This is a genomic window from Methylobacterium sp. 174MFSha1.1 (genome assembly GCF_900116815.1).
GTDB lineage: Bacteria > Pseudomonadota > Alphaproteobacteria > Rhizobiales > Beijerinckiaceae > Methylobacterium.
Genome location: NZ_FPCB01000009.1, coordinates 210,494 through 228,323 on the forward strand (window position 1 = coordinate 210,494; position 17,830 = coordinate 228,323).

Below are 17,830 nucleotides of genomic sequence, written 5' to 3' on the forward strand. Positions count from 1 at the left end.
CTTTATGTGAGGAATGGGCAGGGCGCAAGCGGTGTTTCGGGAGGGTGCGTGACCGGCACCTGAGCGACCAGCCTAGCGGGGAACATGGGATCCGACCGTTGACCGCTCCGGTGCCCCTCCGGTATGTTCCCGCTTCGTTCGGGCTGCCCGCCCGTCCAGGAGCGACCCGCTTCCATGGCGCAGGCCACCTCCGCCGGTCGAGCGTCCGGCAAAACCCTCTTCTTCTTCGAGAAGCCCTCGGCGATGCGCCAGGTGCAGCGGTTCTTCCGCTCGCCCACCACAATCTGCGTCGCCGCCGAGGGCCATCTCCTGGAGGTGGCCGAGCCCGGGGAGATCCGGCCGGACTGGAAGCCCTGGCGCTTCGACGCGCTGCCGATCGCGATGGAGCGGCTGCCGGTCGCCCCCGGTCACGGCCGCTCGGGCCAGTCGCACGCCCCGAAGCTCGCGGCGATCCGGCAGGCGCTCGACGGGGTCGAGCGGGTGATCATCGCCACCGATCCGGGCCGCGAGGGCTCGATGATCGCCTGGGAGGTGCTGGAGCATCTCGGCTGGCACGGACGGGTCGACCGGCTGCGGCTGGGCGCCCTCGACGAGATCTCGATCCGCCGGGCCTTCGGGCTGCTGGCGCGCGAGGACGATTCCGGCGAGCGCGACTACGCCGCCTATCTCGAGGCTCTGTGCCGGCAATACGAGGATTGGCATCTCGGCCTCAACGGCACGCGGGCGGTGTCCCTGCGCCTGCGCCCGCCGGCCTTCCGCGAGCCGTGGCGCTTCGGCGGGGTGCAGACGCCGACGCTCGCCATCCTCGCCGACCTCGAGGAGCGCATCCGCAACTTCGTGCCGCGGGACTTCTACAAGATCGCCCTGCCGGTGACGACGGAGAGCGGCGCGAGCCTGACTCTCTGGCACGCGCCGAAGGACAAGATCTTCGAGGTCAAGGACGCCGAGGCGATCCGCGACGCGGCCGTGGGCTGGGCCGGCCCGCTCGCGGTGGTCCAGAAGGACGTGCGCCGGGCGCCGCCGAAGCTCTTCTCGAAGGACACCCTGGCGCGAGCCTGCGCCAAGCGCTTCGGTTGGGACCCGCAGGTCACGGCGCGCCACGCGCAGGCGCTCTACGACAAGGGGTTCCTCAGCTATCCCCGCACCGAATCGGTGCACCTGCCCGAATCGCAGGCCAAGGATGCCGGCGCGGTGCTCGCGGCGATCGCCCCCGTCGACAAAGATCTGGCCGCACACAACCCCGCGACCCCGCAGATCCGCCGCGGGCCGAAGGGCCACTACGTCAAGGATCCGGGCGAGCACCACGCCATCGTGCCGCTGCGCAAGGTGCCGGGGCCGGGCGACGTCGCGCCCGACGCGCTGAAGCTCTGGCTGCTCGTCGCGAAGAACTTCCTCGCCGCCCACATGGCCGACGGGATCGACGCGCGCACCACGGTCACTGCCGACGTCCCGACGCCGCTGGGCGCGAAGCGCTTCGTCATCACCGGCAGCGTGGTGAAGGTGCCGGGCTGGCGCGCCCTCTACGGCACCGAGGCCGACGAGGACGAGGTCGTGCCCGGCAAGGCCAAGGCCGACGACGAGCCGACCACCGGCCGCCTGCCGCCGGTCCGCGACGGCGAGGCTGGCACCGGCGGGAAGCCCAGGATCGAGACCGCCCGGACCGAGCCGCCCCGCCGCATCACCCGGGGCGAGTTGCCGGTGGTGATGGGCCGGCTGATCGACCAGATCGAGGATCCCGCCCTGAAGCGGGCGCTGGAGAACCCCGCCAACCCGACCGAGCCGAAGGGCCTCGGCACCGCGGCGACCCGCGACGCGGTGCTGCCGAAGCTGATGAAGAGCCACTACGTCACGCTGCTGAAGGGCAAGGATCCGGCGATCACCGTGACGGAGGTCGGCCTCGCCTTCGTCGCCGCGGTGCGCCGGGTCTTTCCGGCCTATGGCGACCCGGTCGGGCGGGCGGTGTTCGAATCGGAGCTGGCCGAGATCGGTCGGGCGACGACGAAGGACGAGGCCCTGCGCCGGGCGAACGCCTTCCGCCAGCGCACCCGCGAGCGGGTCGAGGCCTTGATCGGTGCGGTCTCGGGCGCCGAGCGTCTGGCCGTCGAGAGCATGGCGATCGCGGGCGAGGCCCCGCCCCGCGGCGGCCGCGCGCCGACCGCCGCGATGGTGTCGTTCGCGACCTCGCTCGCCGCCCGCAAGGGCATCCCCCTCCCCCCTGAAGCCAAGCGGGATGCCGGCGCCTGCCGGGTCTTCCTCAACACCCATGCGGGGCCGAAGATGGCGCCGTCCGGCGACGGCGCGACCCGTCCCCCGACCCCGGCGATGCTGCGCTTCGCCGCCTCGCTCGCCCGGGCGAAGCGCCTGGAGGCACTGCCACCCGAGATCGAGACCGATTTCGCCGCCTGCCGCGCCTTCCTCGACGCCCATGCGGGTGGCGACGGGCCCCGCTCCGACGCCCGGGCGGCCCCCGCCCGCGAGGCCGCCACCCGGGAGAATTCGGCGAAGAAGCCCCGCACCCGCAATCCGCGCAGCCCGGCGAGTCCGGGCCGCGCGCCCCGCCGTCGGCGGGCGGCGGAGGGGTGACGGCGACGCGCCGGGCGCCGGCAAACAATCGCCCGCGCGCCCGTACGAGACGGCTGGACAGGCGATCCGAGCGTCTCTATACCCCCGCTCAACGCCGCTGCCCCGCGCAGCCGGCGGGCCCGGGTAGCTCAGTTGGTAGAGCATGCGACTGAAAATCGCAGTGTCGGCGGTTCGACTCCGTCCCCGGGCACCACTTCCTCGTCCCTGACGTGAGTGGTGCCGTCCTGAGACCAGGACGATCTCTGGTGCTTGGACCGTCGCCCTGCGCGGCCGGTGCGCCCGGGTAGCTCAGTTGGTAGAGCATGCGACTGAAAATCGCAGTGTCGGCGGTTCGACTCCGTCCCCGGGCACCATTCCTCCAGACGAATGCTTCGGCTTTCCATCGATAGACCCGGCCCTGACTTGTTGCTGCGGCGATCGGCGGGGGAAAGACGGTCGCCTGACCCTTTTAGTTAAGGTGACATTCGCCAGACTCTGCGGCATTGCGCGGGATGAGACGGTTTCCGCTTAATCCGGTCAAATGAAGATTGAGCGAGCCTCGTCTTCCCCTTGTGGCAGGGATGTCCGAGGAAACGACATAGCGCGGGGCTTTCCCCTCCCCCCTCTGCGGGGGAGGGTGCCCGGCAAAGCCGGGCGGGAGAGGGGCAGCGCGACGCTGATCCAGCTCGGGCCCTTCAAAACGGCTCAGCCATATCCGGAAGCGGCGTCCCCTCTCCCGACCCCTGCTGACGCAGGGGCCACCCTCCCCCGCAGAGGGGGAGGGGAAAAGCCTGCGGCTCTTCTGTTCCTCGGACAGCCCCTACACTTGTGGGGATGGGGTGCGTCCGCTTCCAATCTCTGTGCACTTCGGTCGGATAGGCGCTCAGCGTTCCCTGGAACCCTGCTTCGAGGCCCCTGCATTCACTTCCACGGCGTGAGGGCGCAGGTGGGATCGCCGAGATCCGATCGCCTCGATCATACCCGCGGGCTCACCCGAACCGGCGCCACCGAACAGGCGAGCACCCGCGAGCAACCTCCGTCGCCGTAGACCGTGCGACGCACCACACCGCCCCTTGCCTCCCACGCCCGCCGCCGCCACAACGCCGGCCATGCTCCGCGTGAACGACCTCACCTACCGGATCGGCGACCGCCTGATCCTCGACCAAGCCGGCTTCGCCCTGCCCGAACGGGCGCGGGTCGGGATCGTCGGCCGCAACGGCGCCGGCAAGACCACTTTGTTCCGCATCATCCAGGGCGAAATCCCCACGGAAGGCGGTACGATCGGGCTGCCGAAGGGCACGCGGGTCGGCGGCGTCGCCCAGGAGGCGCCGGCCGGCCCCGAGACCCTGCACGCGGTGGTGCTCGCCGCCGACACCGAGCGGGCGCGGCTGCTCGCCGAGGCCGAGACAGCCGATGGCTTGCGCCGGGCCGAGATCGAGACCCGGCTCGTCGACATCGACGCCCACTCGGCCCCGGCCCGGGCCGCCGCGATCCTGCACGGCCTCGGCTTCGACGCGGAGGCGCAAGCGCGGCCCTGCTCCGACTTCTCCGGCGGCTGGCGGATGCGGGTGGCGCTCGCCGCGGTGCTGTTCTCCGAGCCGGACCTGCTGCTGCTCGACGAGCCGACCAACTACCTCGACATCGAAGGGACGCTCTGGCTCTACGACTACCTCGAGCGCTATCCCCGCACCGCGCTGATCATCAGCCACGACCGCGACCTGCTCGACACCTCCGTCGACCACATCCTCCACCTCGACCGCGGCAAGCTCACGCTCTATCGCGGCGGCTACACCTCCTTCGCCCGCCAGCTCGCCGAGAAGCGGATGCTCCAGGCCAAGGCGCGGGTGAAGCAGGAGGCCGAGCGCGCCCATCTCCAGAGCTTCGTCGACCGCTTCAAGGCCAAGGCCACCAAGGCGCGCCAGGCCCAGTCGCGGATGAAGCGCCTCGCCAAGATGGAGCCGATCGCGGCGCTCATCGAGGACGACGTGCCGGTGATCCACCTGCCGAGCCCGGAGCGCGCCCTCTCCCCGCCTCTCGTCGCGATGGAGCGGGTCCAGGCCGGCTATCCCGACCGCACGGTGCTGACCGGCCTCAACCTGACGCTCGCCCCCGACGACCGGGTGGCGCTGCTCGGCGCCAACGGCAACGGCAAGTCGACCTTCTGCAAGCTCATCGGCGGCCGGCTCGATCCGCTCTCGGGCGAGGTGCGGCGCTGGGGCAAGATGAACGTCGCCTACTTCGCCCAGCACCAGCTCGACGAGCTGCGGCCTGCCGAGAGCGCCTACGCCCACGTGCGCGACCTGATGCCGGACGTGCCGGAGGCGAAGGCCCGCGCGGCGGCCGCCCGCCTCGGCTTTCCCGGCCACAAGGCCGACACCCCGGTCTCGCAGCTCTCCGGCGGCGAGAAGGCGCGGCTGCTGATGGGGCTCGCGGCCTTCAACGGCCCGCACCTGCTGATCCTCGACGAGCCCACCAACCACCTCGACATCGAGAGCCGCCAAGCCCTCGTCGAGGCGATCAACGACTACGAGGGCGCGGTCATCCTGGTGAGCCACGACCGCTTCCTGGTCGAGGCCTGCGCCGACCGGCTCTGGCTCGTGGGCAACGGTACCGTGAAGCCGTTCGACGGTGACATGGACGATTACCGCCGCCTGGTGCTCGCCGGCCCCGATACGGACGCGCCGAAGAGCCAGGACTCCACCGGCGGCGCCAAGGCCGTGGAGCGCCGCTCCAACGCCGAGCGCCGGGCGGCCCTCGCCCCCCTGCGCCGCAAGCTCGAGGCGGTGGAGGCGCGCATGTCCAAGCTCTCGGCGGCCATCGCCAAGATCGACGCGGCCCTCGCCGACGGCACCGCCTTCCGCACCGACGCCGCCAAGGCCGGCGAGCTCGCCCGCATGCGCGCGGAGGCCGCCTCGGCTTTGGGCACCGCGGAGGAGGAGTGGCTGATGGTGAGCGGGGAGCTGGAGGCGGACGGATGACGGAGGCTGGCAGCACGGCCGGCTACGCCGCGGAGGCCGAGGCGCTGGTCTCGCGCTACGAGAGCATCGCCTTCTCGGACATCCACGCGGCGATCCTGCCGCTCCTGCCCGCGCCGCCGGGCCACGTCCTCGACATCGGGGCCGGGACCGGACGCGACGCGGCGGGCTTCGCCGCCCTCGGCTACCGGGTGACCGCCGTCGAGCCGACCGCCGAGCTGCGCCGGCGGGCAATTGCCCTGCATCCCTCGCCGCTGATCGACTGGCTCGATGACGGCCTGCCCGACCTGCCGGCGCTTGCCGGGCGGGCTGCGGCCTTCGACGTCGTGATGCTCACCGCCGTCTGGATGCATCTCGACCCGGCCGAGCGCCACCGCGCGATGCCGCGCCTCGCCGCCCTGCTGCGGCCCGGCGGCGTGGCGGCCCTGTCGCTGCGCCACGGCCCGGTGCCGCCCGGGCGCCGGATGTTCGACGTCTCCGCCGCCGAGACGATCGCGCTGGCCGAGGCGCACGGCCTGCGCTGCCTCCTGCGCCGGACGGACGGGGATGCCCAGCTCCGCCGGCCCGGTGTGACCTGGGACCGGGTGGCTTTCGTCAAGGACGGCGTCCGTGAGGGCATTCCGGGGCTTCACGCGCCCGGGACGATCGCCTAGGGCGGGGCCATATTTCCCTTACCGGCCCGAATCCTCATGACCACCCCCTCCTACGTCCTCTCCCTCTCCTGCACCAACGTCCCGGGGATCGTGGCCGGCGTCTCGGCCTACCTGTTCGAGGCCGGGTGCAACATCCTCGACGCGCAGCAATTCGACGACGTCGAGACCGGCCGCTTCTTCATGCGGATCGTGTTCAACCCCGTGCAGGGCGAGCCGGGGCGGGACGCGCTGGCCGCGGGCTTCGAGGCGGTCGCCGCGCGCTTCCGTATGGACTGGACCTTGCGCGACCGGGCCGAGAGACGGCGGGTGATGCTGCTCGTCTCGCGCTTCGACCACTGCCTCAACGACCTCCTCTACCGCTGGCGCATCGGCGAATTGCCGATGGAGGTCTGCGCCGTGGTCTCGAACTACCCGCGGGAGATCTACGGCGCCGCCGACCTCGCCGGCATCCCGTTCCACCACCTGCCGATCACCGCCGACACCAAGCCGCAGCAGGAGGCCGCCCTGTGGCGCCTCGTCGAGGAGACCGGCGCGGAGCTGGTGGTGCTCGCCCGCTACATGCAGATCCTGTCGGACGACCTCGCCCAGAAACTGTCGGGGCGCTGCATCAACATCCACCACTCGTTCCTGCCCGGCTTCAAGGGGGCGAAGCCCTACCACCAGGCGCACGAGCGCGGCGTGAAGCTGATCGGCGCCACCTCGCACCTCGTCACCGGCGACCTCGACGAGGGGCCGATCATCGAGCAGGACGTCGAGCGCATCTCGCACCGCGACACCCCCGACGACCTCGTGCGCAAGGGCCGCGACATCGAGCGCAGGGTGCTGGCCCGCGCCGTGCGCTACGTCCTGGAGGACCGGGTGATCGCCAACGGCCGCAAGACGGTGGTCTTCACCGATTGAGGGCGAGGGGCGGCGCGCTTGGCCGGTCTCTTTCGCCGACCTCCTCGGCCGACATCCTTGGCGCCGCCCGCCCCACCGGGTAAGCCGGGCCATCCGAGCGGAAGACCGCTCGCCCGACGACCCGGAGTTTGACCACGATGTCCGACCTCACCCTCGACGCCGCCTCGACCATCGTGACCGCCGCCCTCGAGGCCGGCCGCGAGCTCGGGCTCAAGCCCCTGGCCGTCGTGGTGCTGGATGCCCGCGGCGCCCTCAAGGCGGCCGGCGTCGAGGACGGCACCAGCCTGAAGCGCTCCGAGATCGCCACCGGCAAGGCCAACGGCGCGCTGGCGCTCGGCATCGGCTCGCGGGCCATCGCCAAGCGGGCCGAGGAGCAGGCCTATTTCGTCGCCGCGGTGACTCACGTGGCCGGTCCGGCCGGCCTGATCCCGGTGCCGGGCGGCGTGCTGATCAAGCGCGACGGCAAGCTTGTGGGCGCCGTCGGCATCTCGGGCGACACCTCCGACAACGACGAGAAGGCGGCGCTCGCCGGCATCGCGGCCGCCGGGCTCCAGGCGGAAACCGGCGCCTGAGCCGAATGATGCGGCGCCGCGATCTTCTGGCGGGTCTCGGCGCCGCGAGCCTGGTGCGCCCGGCCCAAGCTGCCGGTCCCCAAGCCGCCGCCGGTCCTCAAGCCGCCGGCCCTGCCGCCTACCGGCGGGGCAACGGCGCCGACCCCGAGACCCTCGACCCGCACAAGACCTCGACGGTCGCCGAGGCGACGATCCTCCTCGACCTCTACGAGGGCTTGAGCGCCTACGGCCCCGACGGCAATCTGGTACCGGGCGCGGCGGCGGGCTGGACCACCTCCGCCGACGGCCTGACCTGGACCTTCCGGCTGCGTCCCGACGGGCGCTGGTCGAACGGCGACCCGGTCGTCGCCGACGATTTCGTCCACGGCTTCCGCCGCATGCTCGATCCCGCGACGGGGGCGAAATACGCCAGCGTGCTCGCACCGATCCGCAACGCCGAAGCGGTCAATCGCGGGGCGATGCCGGTCGACGCGGTCGGTGTCGCCGCGCCGGACCCGAGCACGGTGGTGATCGGGCTCGCGCAGCCGACGCCCTACTTCGTCGAGCTGATGGCCCACCAGGCGAGCACGCCCGTCCACCGGCCCTCGCTCGCGCGCTTCGGCGAGGCCTTCACCCGGCCCGGCAACCTCGTGTCGAACGGCGCCTATCGCCTCAAGGATTTCTCGCCGAACGACCGCATCACCGCAATCCGCAACCCGCATTACCGCGAGGCCGGCCAGGTGGCGATCCCCCAGGTCGAGTACATCCCGACCCCGGACCTCGCCGCCGCGGTGCGCCGCTTCGCCGCCGGCGAGATCGATTCGCTGGAGGATCTGCCCGCCGACCAGGTGAAGTCCCTGAAGTCCCGCTTCGGCGACGCCGTGGTGCTCAACCCCGCCCTCGGCGTGCTGGCGCTGATGGTGAACGTGAGGAAGCGCCCCCTCGACGATGCGCGGGTGCGCCGCGCCCTGTCGCTCGCCCTCGATCGCGAGTTCCTGGCCGAGGCGGTGTGGGGCGACACGATGCTGCCGGCCTATTCGCTGACGCCCGCCGGGCTCGACAACGCGCTGCCGCCGCCGGTGATGCCGGGCCGGGACCTCTCGCCGCTGGAACGCGAGGACGCCGCGGTGGCGCTCCTGCGCGAGGCCGGCTACGGCCCGGGCGGAAAACCGCTCGCGGTCGAGCTGCGCTACAACATCACCGACAACAACCGGAACACCATGGTGGCAATCGCCGATCTATGGCGCCCGCTCAACGTCGCGACCTCGTTCGCCGCCACCGACGCCAAGACCCATTTCGCTTACCTGCGCGACGGCGGGCCGTTCGACATCGCGCGGATGAGCTGGCTCGCCGACTACGCCGACCCGCAGAACTTCCTGTTCCTGGTCGAGAGCGACAATGACGGCTTCAATTCCGGCCGCTACGCCAACCCGGCCTACGACGCCCTGATGCGCGACGCCGCCCGCGAGACCGACCTCGAGGCCCGGGCCCGGATCCTCTACCGGGCCGAAGAGCTCTTCCTCGCCGACCTGCCCTGGATCCCGCTGCTGCATTACCGGCACAAGCACCTGATCGGCCCGCGCCTGCGCGGCTTTCAGCCCAACCTGCGCGGCGTCTCACCGACGCGCTGGCTGTCGCTGGCATGATTCCTTACGTCCTGCGCCGACTCGCCCAGGCGGTCCCGACGCTGTTCCTCGTCGTCACCCTGTCGTTCTTCCTGGTGCGGCTGGCGCCCGGAGGGCCGTTCGACCTGGAGCGGCCGCTGCCGGCCGCCGCGATGGAGAACCTGCGCCGGGTCTACGGCCTCGACCAGCCCCTCCTCGTCCAGTACGGCCGCTACCTCGCGGCCCTGGCGCGGGGCAATCTCGGGCCGTCCTTCTCGGTGCGCGACCTCTCGGTGGCGGAGCTGTTCGCCCGCGGCCTGCCAGTCTCGATGACCCTGGGCGGCCTGGCACTCGTCGTCTCCCTCGTCCTCGGCACGCTGCTGGGCGGCCTCGCGGCCCTGCGGCGGGGCTCGTGGCTCGATCACGCGGTCACGACGCTCGGCACCTTCGCCCTGACGGTGCCGGGCTTCGTGGTGGCGCCCTTGCTCCAGATCGCCTTCGGGCTGTCGCTCCGCTGGCTCCCCGTCGGCGGCTGGGACGACGGCGCTCCCAAGAACCTCGTCCTGCCGGTCGTCACCCTGGCGCTGCCGCAGGTCGCGGTGGTGGCCCGCCTCGCCCGGGCCGGCCTCGTCGAGGTGTTCGACCGGCCGCACTGGCGCACCCTGCGGGCCCTCGGCCTGCCGCCGCGTGTCCTGGTGCTCCATGCGTTGCGCGGCGCGGCCCTGCCGGTGGTGTCGTATCTCGGTCCGGCCGCCGCGGGCCTGCTCACCGGCTCGGTGGTGGTCGAGACGGTGTTCGGCCTGCCGGGGGTCGGGCGCTACTTCGTCGACGGGGCGATCAATCGCGACTACACGCTGGTGCTCGGCACGGTGGTGCTGATCGCGGTGTTCGTCCTCGTGCTCAACCTCCTGTCCGACCTCGCCTGCGCCCTCATCGACCCCCGCCTGAGGGATTTCGGGTGAGTGCCGGCACGGCCTTCGCCGAGGCTTCGCTCCTCGCGCGCGCCCGACGGCGCCTCGTCGGCGATCGCCTGGCGCGGGCGAGCGCGGCCGTGCTGCTCCTCGTGGCCCTCGCCTGCACAATCGGCCCGTTCCTCACCGGCCACCCCTACGACCGGCTCTACTACGATTATCCCGGCACCCCGCCCTCGCTCGCGCTCTACCCGAAGCCGGAATCCGTGCGCCCGGCCCTCGACCGGCTCGCCTTCCGCATGCGGGTGCGGGCCGAGGACGTGTCGGTGACGCCCGAGGCGGTCCGCCTGACGCTCGCCTCCGACAAGCCGGTGGACCCGCGGGTGCTGACCTTCTTCTCCCGCTCCGATACCTTCGGGGAGGCCCGCATCCTCGCCCGTTCCGAGGACGGTCGGCGGCTCACGGTGGAGGCGCCGTTACGCTCGCTGCGCTTCCTCGCCGGGACCGACGCGCTCGGGCGCGACCTTCTCACCCGCACCCTCGTCGCCGGGTGCCTGTCCCTGGCGCTCGGCCTGATGGCGACCGCGGTGGCGCTCGGCATCGGCGTCGTGTACGGCGCGCTCGCCGGCACCCTCGGCGGACGGGTCGACGCGGCGATGATGCGCCTCGTCGACATCCTCTACTCGCTGCCCTTCGTGTTCTTCGTCATCATGCTGGTGGTGTTCTTCGGCCGCTCGGTGGCGCTGATCTTCGTCGCGGTCGGCGCCGTCGAGTGGCTCGACATGGCCCGCATCGTCCGGGCCGAGGCGCAAGCCATCCGCCGGCGCGACTACGTCCGGGCGGCGGAGGCCTTGGGCCTCTCGACGGCGGCGATCCTGCGCCGGCACGTGGTGCCGAACCTGCTCGGGCCCGTCGTCGCCTTCGCGGCCCTGATGGTGCCCCGGGTGATCCTGCTCGAGAGCTTCCTGTCCTTCCTCGGCCTCGGCGTGCAGGAGCCGGCGACGAGTTGGGGCGTGCTGATTGCCGACGGCGCCCGCAGCCTCGAGACCGCGCCGTGGATGCTGCTTGTGCCGGCCGGGTTCCTGGTCGTCACCCTCGTGGCCCTGACGCTGCTCGGCGAACGCCTGCGCGACGCCCTCGACCCGCGGGAGGGCGCGTGAACGCGAACCTCCTGTCCCTGCGCGGCCTGACCGTGCGCTACCCGGATTCCGGCGTCACCGCGCTCGACGGCCTCGACCTCGACCTCGCGCGGGGCGAGACCCTGGCCCTCGTCGGCGAATCGGGCTCGGGCAAGAGCCAGGTCGCGCTCGCCGTGATGGGCCTGCTGCCGCCGCAGGCGCGGGTGACGGGCTCCGTGCGCTTCGACGGCACCGAGCTGACGACGCTTCCTCGCCCCGCCCTCGACCGGATCCGCGGCGCCCGCATCGGCCTGGTGTTCCAGGAGCCGATGACGGCCCTCGACCCGCTCTTCTCGATCGGCCACCAGATCGCCCTGCCCCTGCGGGCCCATCGCGGCATGGGACGGCGCGCGTCGCGCGCGCGGGCGCGGGAACTCCTCGGCCTCGTGGGCCTGCGCGACGCCGGCTCCCGCCTGACGGCCTATCCGCACGAACTCTCGGGCGGCGAGCGCCAGCGGGTGATGATCGCGATGGCGCTCGCCGGCGAGCCCGACCTCCTCATCGCCGACGAGCCGACCACGGCGCTCGACGTCACCGTGCAGGCGCAGATCCTGGCGCTGCTCGCCGACCTGAAAGCGCGCCTCGGCCTCGCGCTCCTGTTCATCACCCACGACCTGCGGCTGGTGCGGCGCATCGCCGGGCGCACCGCGGTCCTGCGCGCCGGCCGTCTCGTCGAGGCCGGGCCGACGGCGGAGCTGTTTCGCGCCCCGCGCGCGCCCGAGACCCGCGACCTCCTCGGCGCCGAACCCGCCGGCCGGAAGGCGCCGGTGCCCGATACGGCCCCGGTGGTGCTGGAGGCGCGGGGCGTGTCGGTCGCCTATCCGGGAAGGCGGCTCTTCCTGCGGGCGGAGGCGCCGCGCCTCGCGGTCGCCGGCATCGACCTCACCCTGCGGGCGGGCCAGACCCTCGGAATCGTTGGCGAGTCGGGCTCGGGCAAGTCGAGCCTCGGCCGGGCGCTGATCCGCCTCGAACCCGCCGCTCACGGCCTGGTGCGGTTCGAGGACCGCGACCTGACGGCGCTCGACCGCGCCGCCTTGCGGCCCCTGCGCCGCGGCTTCCAGCCGGTGTTTCAGGACCCGATGGGCTCGCTCTCGCCCCGCCTCACCGCCGGCGAGATCGTGGCCGAGGGCCTGCGGATCCACGAACCGGGCTTGAGCGCGGCCGGGCGCGACGCCCGGGCGGCCACGGCCTTCGCCGAGGTGCGCCTGGATCCGGCTTGGCGCCACCGCTTCCCGCACGCCTTCTCGGGCGGGCAGCGCCAGCGCATCGCCATCGCCCGGGCGCTGGTCCTGCGCCCGCGTCTCGTCGTGCTCGACGAACCGACCTCCGCCCTCGATCGCACGGTGCAGCGCGACATCGTCGCTCTCTTGCGCGACCTCCAGGCGGCGCACGGCCTCGCCTACCTGTTCATCTCGCACGACCTCGCGGTGGTCCGGGCCCTCGCCGACACGGTGCTGGTGCTGCGCCACGGCCGCGAGGTCGAGCGCGGCCCGACCGCCGCCGTGCTGGAGCGCCCGCGCGAGGCCTATACCCGGGACCTCGTCACGGCGGCCGATCTCGATGCCTCTCGCGCAGGCGTGAGCCGTCCGGAGCCTTGAACGCCCCCGGAATCCGCGCCACTTGGCGCCTTCCGACTTGGCGCCTTCCGATAGGGCAATCTTCTGGAGACCGAGACCATGCGTACCGCGCTCGCCCTCACGCTGCTCGCGCTCACCGCCGCGATCCCGGCCGCCGCCCAGCCGGCCCCGAAGGCTCCCCCGAAGGCGCCGCCGCCACAGAGGGAGGCGCCGCAGCCCGATCCGGCCGCCGCGATGCTCTTTCCCTGCCGCACGCCGGAGGAGACCTGCTACGTCGGCGTGGTCAAGGGCGGCAAGGTCACGGTGCTGTTCACCAACGACCGCAAGGCCGACGAGATCGCCGGCAAGCCGATGGCGGTCGCCGGCGACGGGCTCGACCTCGCCAAGACCGAGAACCGCACCGTGATGCTGGTCGGCACCTACGATCCGAAGGACGGCCTGACCAAGGCCGAATTGGTCGACGTCGCGAGCCCGCTCGTCGCCTTCGCCCTCAAGTCGACGATCGGCGGCGGCGAAGCCGACGAGGGCGGCGACGAGCCCCCGGCTCCCCCGCCGCCGGCGCCGCGCAAGAAGTGAGGTGCGGACAGAACCCTCCCCCCCCTGCGGGGGGGAGGGTGTCCGGCGGAGCCGGGCGGGAGAGGGGACCACGCTTCCGGAAGTGACCCACCCGTTGTGAGAGGCGCCCTCTGGATCGGCGTCGCGCTGCCCCTCTCCCGACCCCTGCTGACGCAGGGGCCACCCTCCCCCGCAGAGGGGGGAGGGTTCATCCGCGCCACATCCTGCACCGTCCTAGTTGATGTACTAAAACATTAGTGCTTCAATGCGCGCGTCAACAGGCCACCCCCGGGTGGCCGCGGAGCGGCGAAGCCGTCCGGTGCGGTGGGGAGGAGCGGACGCGGGCGACACAGCCCGCAAGGGCCGGGCTTCCCGGATCGTCCCCGGCCGCGCCCCCGACCGGAGAGCAACGATGCCCCTGAGCCCCGAGACCCGCGCGACGCTGAAGACCGTCAGCACCGCGACCCTGGCCACCGCCCTGTACAAGCGTGGCCTGCGCAACCAGTTCATCCAGGACGTGCGCCCCCTCAACCCGAATGCCGGGACGATGGTCGGCGAGGCCTACACCCTGCGCTACATCCCGGCCCGCGAGGACCTGAACACGCTCGCGGTGTTCCGCGATCCCACCCACCCGCAGCGCGTCGCCGTCGACCAGTGCCCCGAGGGCGCGGTGCTGGTGATGGACAGCCGCAAGAACCCGCGCGCGGCATCGGCTGGCGCGATCCTGGTGACGCGGCTGATGAAGCGCGGCGCGGCTGGCGTCGTCACCGATGGCGGCTTTCGCGATTCGCCCGAGATCGGCGCCCTGCCCTTCCCGGCCTACCACAACCGCCCCTCCGCGCCGACGAACCTGACCCTGCACCAGGCCCTCGACATCAACGTGCCGATCGGCTGCGGCGACGTCGCGGTGTGGCCCGGCGACGTGGTGGTGGGCGACGCCGAGGGCGTGATCGTGATCCCGGCGAACATCGCCGACGAGGTCGCGGCGGAAGCGGCCGAGATGACGGTGTTCGAGGATTTCGTGCTGGAGGAGGTCCAGAACGGCCGCGCCGTGATCGGCCTCTATCCGCTGATCGACGAGCAGGCCAAGGCCGATTTCGCGGCCTGGCGGCAGAAGACCGGCCGCTGAGCCGGGCGCATCGAATCGCGCCTCACACCATCATCCCGACGAGCAGCACCGCCACCATCGTGGCGGTGGCGCCGAGCGCCGCGGCCCAGAGTCCGGCCTCGGCGGCGCTGCCCCGCCGCACGTTGTCGTTGGCCGCCGGCGGCAAGGTCCGCGGGAAGCGGCGCCACTTGCGCAGGTGCGAGGGCGCCGTCGCGATCATGTGCGGCAGGGGAGCGACGGCGTTGTGGCGGCACGACATGGGTTGGGCGCTCCAGGCGGGGAGGCTCGCGCGGTGGATGGTCCCCTCGACCCCGGCCACAACCTTTGCGGAAGGGATCAGTACCAGAACGCCCGTCCCGGCCCGTCGATCCGTCGCCGGCGCAAAATCCGTCCCGTATTCCTTAAAGGAAGGCTCAAGCCGTCCCGCATCGCGGACCGGCCGGTCGGAGCGGCGCGCCGCCGTCCGGAACGCGGTCCGCGATCAGCCCCTGTCCGCCCGCTCCCGGTCGAGGAGCGCCCGCTTGCGGTCGACGCCCCAGCGGTAGCCCGAGAGGCCGCCGTCCTGCCGCACCACCCGGTGGCAGGGAATCGCCACCGCGATCGGATTAGCGCCGCAGGCGAGCGCCACCGCCCGGGCCGCCGCGGGCGCGCCGATCGCCTGGGCGACCTCGGCGTAGGTCGCGGTGCGCCCCGGCGGGATCGCCCGCAGGGCCTGCCACACCCGCTGCTGGAAGGCGGTGCCGCCGATGTCGAGCGGCAGGGCCGTGCCCCGGCCGGGCGCCTCGACGAGGCCGACGGCCTGCGCCACCACCGCCTCGAACTCATGATCTCCGCCCGTCAGGGCCGCCTTCGGGAAGCGGTCCTGGAGGTCGCGCAGCAGGGCGTCGGGATCGTCGCCGAGGAGGATCGCGCACACGCCGGTCTCCGTCGCCGCCACCAGGACGTGGCCGAGCGAGCAGGCGCCGACCGCGAAGCGAATCGCCGCGCCCTCCCCGCCCCGGCGATAGGCCGTGGGCGTCATGCCGAGGCGCGCCGGCGCGGCGGCGTAGAACCGGCTCGCCGCGCCGTAGCCGGCCTCGAAGATCGCCGCGGTCACCGTTCCGCCCTGCCGCAGGCCCTCCGCCGCCCGCGCCGCGCGATGCGCCGCGCCGTAGGCCCGCGGCGTCACCCCGGTGACCTGCTTGAACACCCGGTGGAAGTGGTAGGGGCTCAAGGCGGCTGCCGCCGCGAGGTCGGCGAGCGCCGGCGGCGCCTCCGCCGCCTCGATCAGCCGGCAGGCCCGGGCCACCGCCTCGGCCTGGCGCTCGGGCAAGCTCGCCTCGTTCGGCCGGCAGCGCCGGCAGGCCCGGAAGCCCGCGTCTTCCGCCGCCGCGCAGGTCGGGTGGAAGCTGACGTTTTCGGGCCGGGCCGGGCGGGCGGCGCAGCTCGGCCGGCAATACACGCCGGTGCTGCGCACCGCGTAGACGAAGAGGCCGTCCGCCGCCCGGTCGCGGCGGGCGATGGCGGCGAAGCGCGCCGCGTCATCGAGGAACGGGATGCTGCCCGAGGCCGCCCCCAAATCCGAAAGTTCGGTCTCCAGGTTGCGCATGACGTCTGCCTCCCTGTCTGGCGATGGCGCCATCCTCGCCCCGCTCGGCCCACCCGCGCATCCCGGCGCTTGCTGCCGAATTCCGCGCAGGATTCCGGCCGCGTCTTGCCACAGGTTTACTCCGGACGCGTTTCTGGCGCTTCCCCCCGAAACCGGACCAGCGGCGGGAGGTTGGACCCCCGATCGGGCGGCAGGAGGCGGCCCGTCGCACCCGCCGGCCCTCCCCTCTCCCCTGCCGGCGCTCGTCTCTCGGATCTCCTCGACTGCCCCGCTGCCGCAAGGCCGCGGGGCTTTTTTGTCGTGGCCGGGACCTTGCCGCGGCGACGGCGCCACGGTTCGTTTGCCGGATGCGAATACGGTGGAGCGTGGCGGCAGGGCTCTTGGCCCGGCGGCGGGCCCGGGTTTAATCCGGGTTCAAGGAACGACACGCGCCGCCGCGCGGCGCGGTAGGCCAGGAAGACCGCCGCTTGACCGACGCGCTCGACGACATCGCCGCCATCCTGGAGCGCACCGGCGAGTACCGGGTGCTGCGCCGTCTCGGCGCCTTCGTGCCGCCGGACGAGACGCCGGACGAGCCGACCTTCGTCGGCCTGATCCTCGACACCGAGACCACCGGCATCGACGTCACGGCGGACGAGGTGATCGAGCTCGGCATCATCAAGTTCGAGTACGGCGCCAGCGGCCGGATCTACCGGGTGCTGGAGCGATTCAACCAGCTCCACCAGCCCTCCGGCCCGATCCCCGAGGCGGTGGTGCGCCTCACCGGCATCACCGATGCCGACGTCGCCGGCCAGCGCATCGACGATACCGCGGTGGCGGCGCTCGCCGCGGAGGCCCGCGTCGTCATCGCCCACAATGCCCGCTTCGACCGGCAGATGTGCGAGCGGCGCTGGCCGATCTTCGTCTCGCGCAACTGGGCCTGCTCCTGCCACCAGATCCCGTGGCGGAATGAAGGGCACGAGGGCATGCGGCTCGGCCACCTGCTCGCCGATCACGGCCATTTCCACAACGGCCACCGGGCGATCGACGATTGCGAGGCGCTGCTGGCGATCCTCGCCCGGCCCTTGCGCGTCTCGGGGCGCCTGGCGCTCGCCGCCCTGCTCGAGGCGGCGCGCCGGCCGACCGTGCGGCTCTGGGCCTCCGACGCGCCGATCGCCCTCAAGGACCGGCTCAAGGACCGCAACTACCGCTGGTCGCCCCGGCGCCGCTGCTGGTACGTCGACCTCGACGAGGAGCAGATCGAGATCGAGCGGTCGTTCCTCTCGCGCGAGATCTATCGCGGCACCCTGCCCTCCGGCCTGCCGGCCGACCGCTTCACCGCCCGCGACCGGTTCTCGACGCGGGCCGATCCGGAATCGTGACATGGTGCGGGGTCGCGCGAGACAGCGAACGTCGCGGCCATCCGCAGAATCCTCGACAGAATCCCCTCGCACCGCGTGCACCTGCCCGCCGAGGACGTGATGACCGCCGCCGCGATCTATGCCGGCCTCCTGTGTCGCCTCCAGGGCTACGCCAAGGACAGGCGCATGAAGGCGCTGCACGATTGCACGCTGTTCTTTCAGGCGCGCCGGCTCGGCTGCGCCCTGCTCACCGCGAACGTCGTCGACTTCGACTGCTTGCCGCAGTTACGGCCAGAGGGACGGTTCCTGTTCTACGAGACGGCCTGAT

Annotated in this window: 15 protein-coding genes and 2 tRNA genes; 15 read left to right on the forward strand and 2 right to left on the reverse strand. The window is 72.6% G+C overall.

Annotated features, from left to right (window positions below; translation table 11 throughout):
• The first annotated feature begins 174 nt into the window (after window positions 1–174).
• The 13 genes from BM430_RS08670 to BM430_RS08730 all read left to right on the forward strand — a co-directional run bounded on the left by BM430_RS08670 (window position 175) and on the right by BM430_RS08730 (window position 14,595).
• A complete protein-coding gene (locus BM430_RS08670; RefSeq protein ID WP_093566840.1) occupies window positions 175–2,583 on the forward strand; it encodes a type IA DNA topoisomerase in 2,409 nt (802 codons plus the stop codon).
• A 117-nt stretch (window positions 2,584–2,700) separates the two neighbouring features.
• Window positions 2,701–2,776, forward strand: a tRNA-Phe gene (locus BM430_RS08675).
• 84 nt (window positions 2,777–2,860) lie between these two features.
• Window positions 2,861–2,936: transfer RNA gene (locus tag BM430_RS08680), tRNA-Phe, on the forward strand.
• A gap of 735 nt (window positions 2,937–3,671) precedes the next feature.
• Window positions 3,672–5,540 (forward strand): ABC-F family ATP-binding cassette domain-containing protein, encoded by a 1,869-nt coding sequence (locus BM430_RS08685; RefSeq protein WP_093566841.1) that lies wholly within the window; start codon window positions 3,672–3,674, stop codon window positions 5,538–5,540.
• Window positions 5,537–6,190 (forward strand): class I SAM-dependent methyltransferase, encoded by a 654-nt coding sequence (locus BM430_RS08690; protein WP_093566842.1) that lies wholly within the window; start codon window positions 5,537–5,539, stop codon window positions 6,188–6,190. Before BM430_RS08685 ends, BM430_RS08690 begins: the two co-directional genes overlap by 4 nt.
• Before the next feature lie 36 nt (window positions 6,191–6,226).
• The gene (gene purU / locus BM430_RS08695) at window positions 6,227–7,090 is read left to right on the forward strand and encodes a formyltetrahydrofolate deformylase (RefSeq protein WP_093566843.1); all 864 of its coding nucleotides are present in this window, start codon (window positions 6,227–6,229) and stop codon (window positions 7,088–7,090) included.
• Between the two features lie 137 nt (window positions 7,091–7,227).
• A complete protein-coding gene (locus BM430_RS08700) occupies window positions 7,228–7,662 on the forward strand; it encodes a GlcG/HbpS family heme-binding protein (RefSeq protein ID WP_093566844.1) in 435 nt (144 codons plus the stop codon).
• 8 nt (window positions 7,663–7,670) lie between these two features.
• Complete coding sequence (locus tag BM430_RS08705) at window positions 7,671–9,287, forward strand: peptide ABC transporter substrate-binding protein (protein ID WP_093566898.1); 1,617 nt, start codon at window positions 7,671–7,673, stop codon at window positions 9,285–9,287.
• A complete protein-coding gene (locus tag BM430_RS08710; protein ID WP_093566845.1) occupies window positions 9,284–10,207 on the forward strand; it encodes an ABC transporter permease in 924 nt (307 codons plus the stop codon). Before BM430_RS08705 ends, BM430_RS08710 begins: the two co-directional genes overlap by 4 nt.
• Window positions 10,204–11,316, forward strand: coding sequence for an ABC transporter permease subunit (locus BM430_RS08715; protein ID WP_093566846.1), 1,113 nt, complete (start codon window positions 10,204–10,206; stop codon window positions 11,314–11,316). Before BM430_RS08710 ends, BM430_RS08715 begins: the two co-directional genes overlap by 4 nt.
• Window positions 11,313–12,932 (forward strand): ABC transporter ATP-binding protein, encoded by a 1,620-nt coding sequence (locus tag BM430_RS08720; protein WP_093566847.1) that lies wholly within the window; start codon window positions 11,313–11,315, stop codon window positions 12,930–12,932. Before BM430_RS08715 ends, BM430_RS08720 begins: the two co-directional genes overlap by 4 nt.
• Window positions 12,933–13,010: 78 nt before the next feature.
• Window positions 13,011–13,487: a hypothetical protein gene (locus tag BM430_RS08725; RefSeq protein ID WP_093566848.1), complete on the forward strand. Its 477-nt coding sequence runs from the start codon at window positions 13,011–13,013 to the stop codon at window positions 13,485–13,487.
• A gap of 391 nt (window positions 13,488–13,878) precedes the next feature.
• Entirely contained in the window at window positions 13,879–14,595 is a 717-nt protein-coding gene (locus BM430_RS08730) for a ribonuclease activity regulator RraA (RefSeq protein WP_210188424.1), read from the forward strand.
• A gap of 22 nt (window positions 14,596–14,617) precedes the next feature.
• On the opposite strand, the gene BM430_RS08735 is transcribed toward BM430_RS08730, so the two are convergent.
• Window positions 14,618–14,833, reverse strand: coding sequence for a hypothetical protein (locus BM430_RS08735; protein ID WP_093566849.1), 216 nt, complete (start codon window positions 14,831–14,833; stop codon window positions 14,618–14,620).
• Window positions 14,834–15,055: 222 nt separating this feature from the next.
• The gene (ada, locus tag BM430_RS08740; protein WP_093566850.1) at window positions 15,056–16,162 is read right to left on the reverse strand and encodes a bifunctional DNA-binding transcriptional regulator/O6-methylguanine-DNA methyltransferase Ada; all 1,107 of its coding nucleotides are present in this window, start codon (window positions 16,160–16,162) and stop codon (window positions 15,056–15,058) included.
• A gap of 467 nt (window positions 16,163–16,629) precedes the next feature.
• Between ada and BM430_RS08745 the strand changes: the two genes are divergently transcribed.
• The gene (locus tag BM430_RS08745; protein ID WP_093566851.1) at window positions 16,630–17,523 is read left to right on the forward strand and encodes a 3'-5' exonuclease; all 894 of its coding nucleotides are present in this window, start codon (window positions 16,630–16,632) and stop codon (window positions 17,521–17,523) included.
• 75 nt (window positions 17,524–17,598) lie between these two features.
• Window positions 17,599–17,829, forward strand: a complete 231-nt coding sequence (locus tag BM430_RS08750) for a hypothetical protein (protein WP_093566852.1) — start codon at window positions 17,599–17,601, stop codon at window positions 17,827–17,829.
• Window position 17,830: the final 1 nt, after the last annotated feature.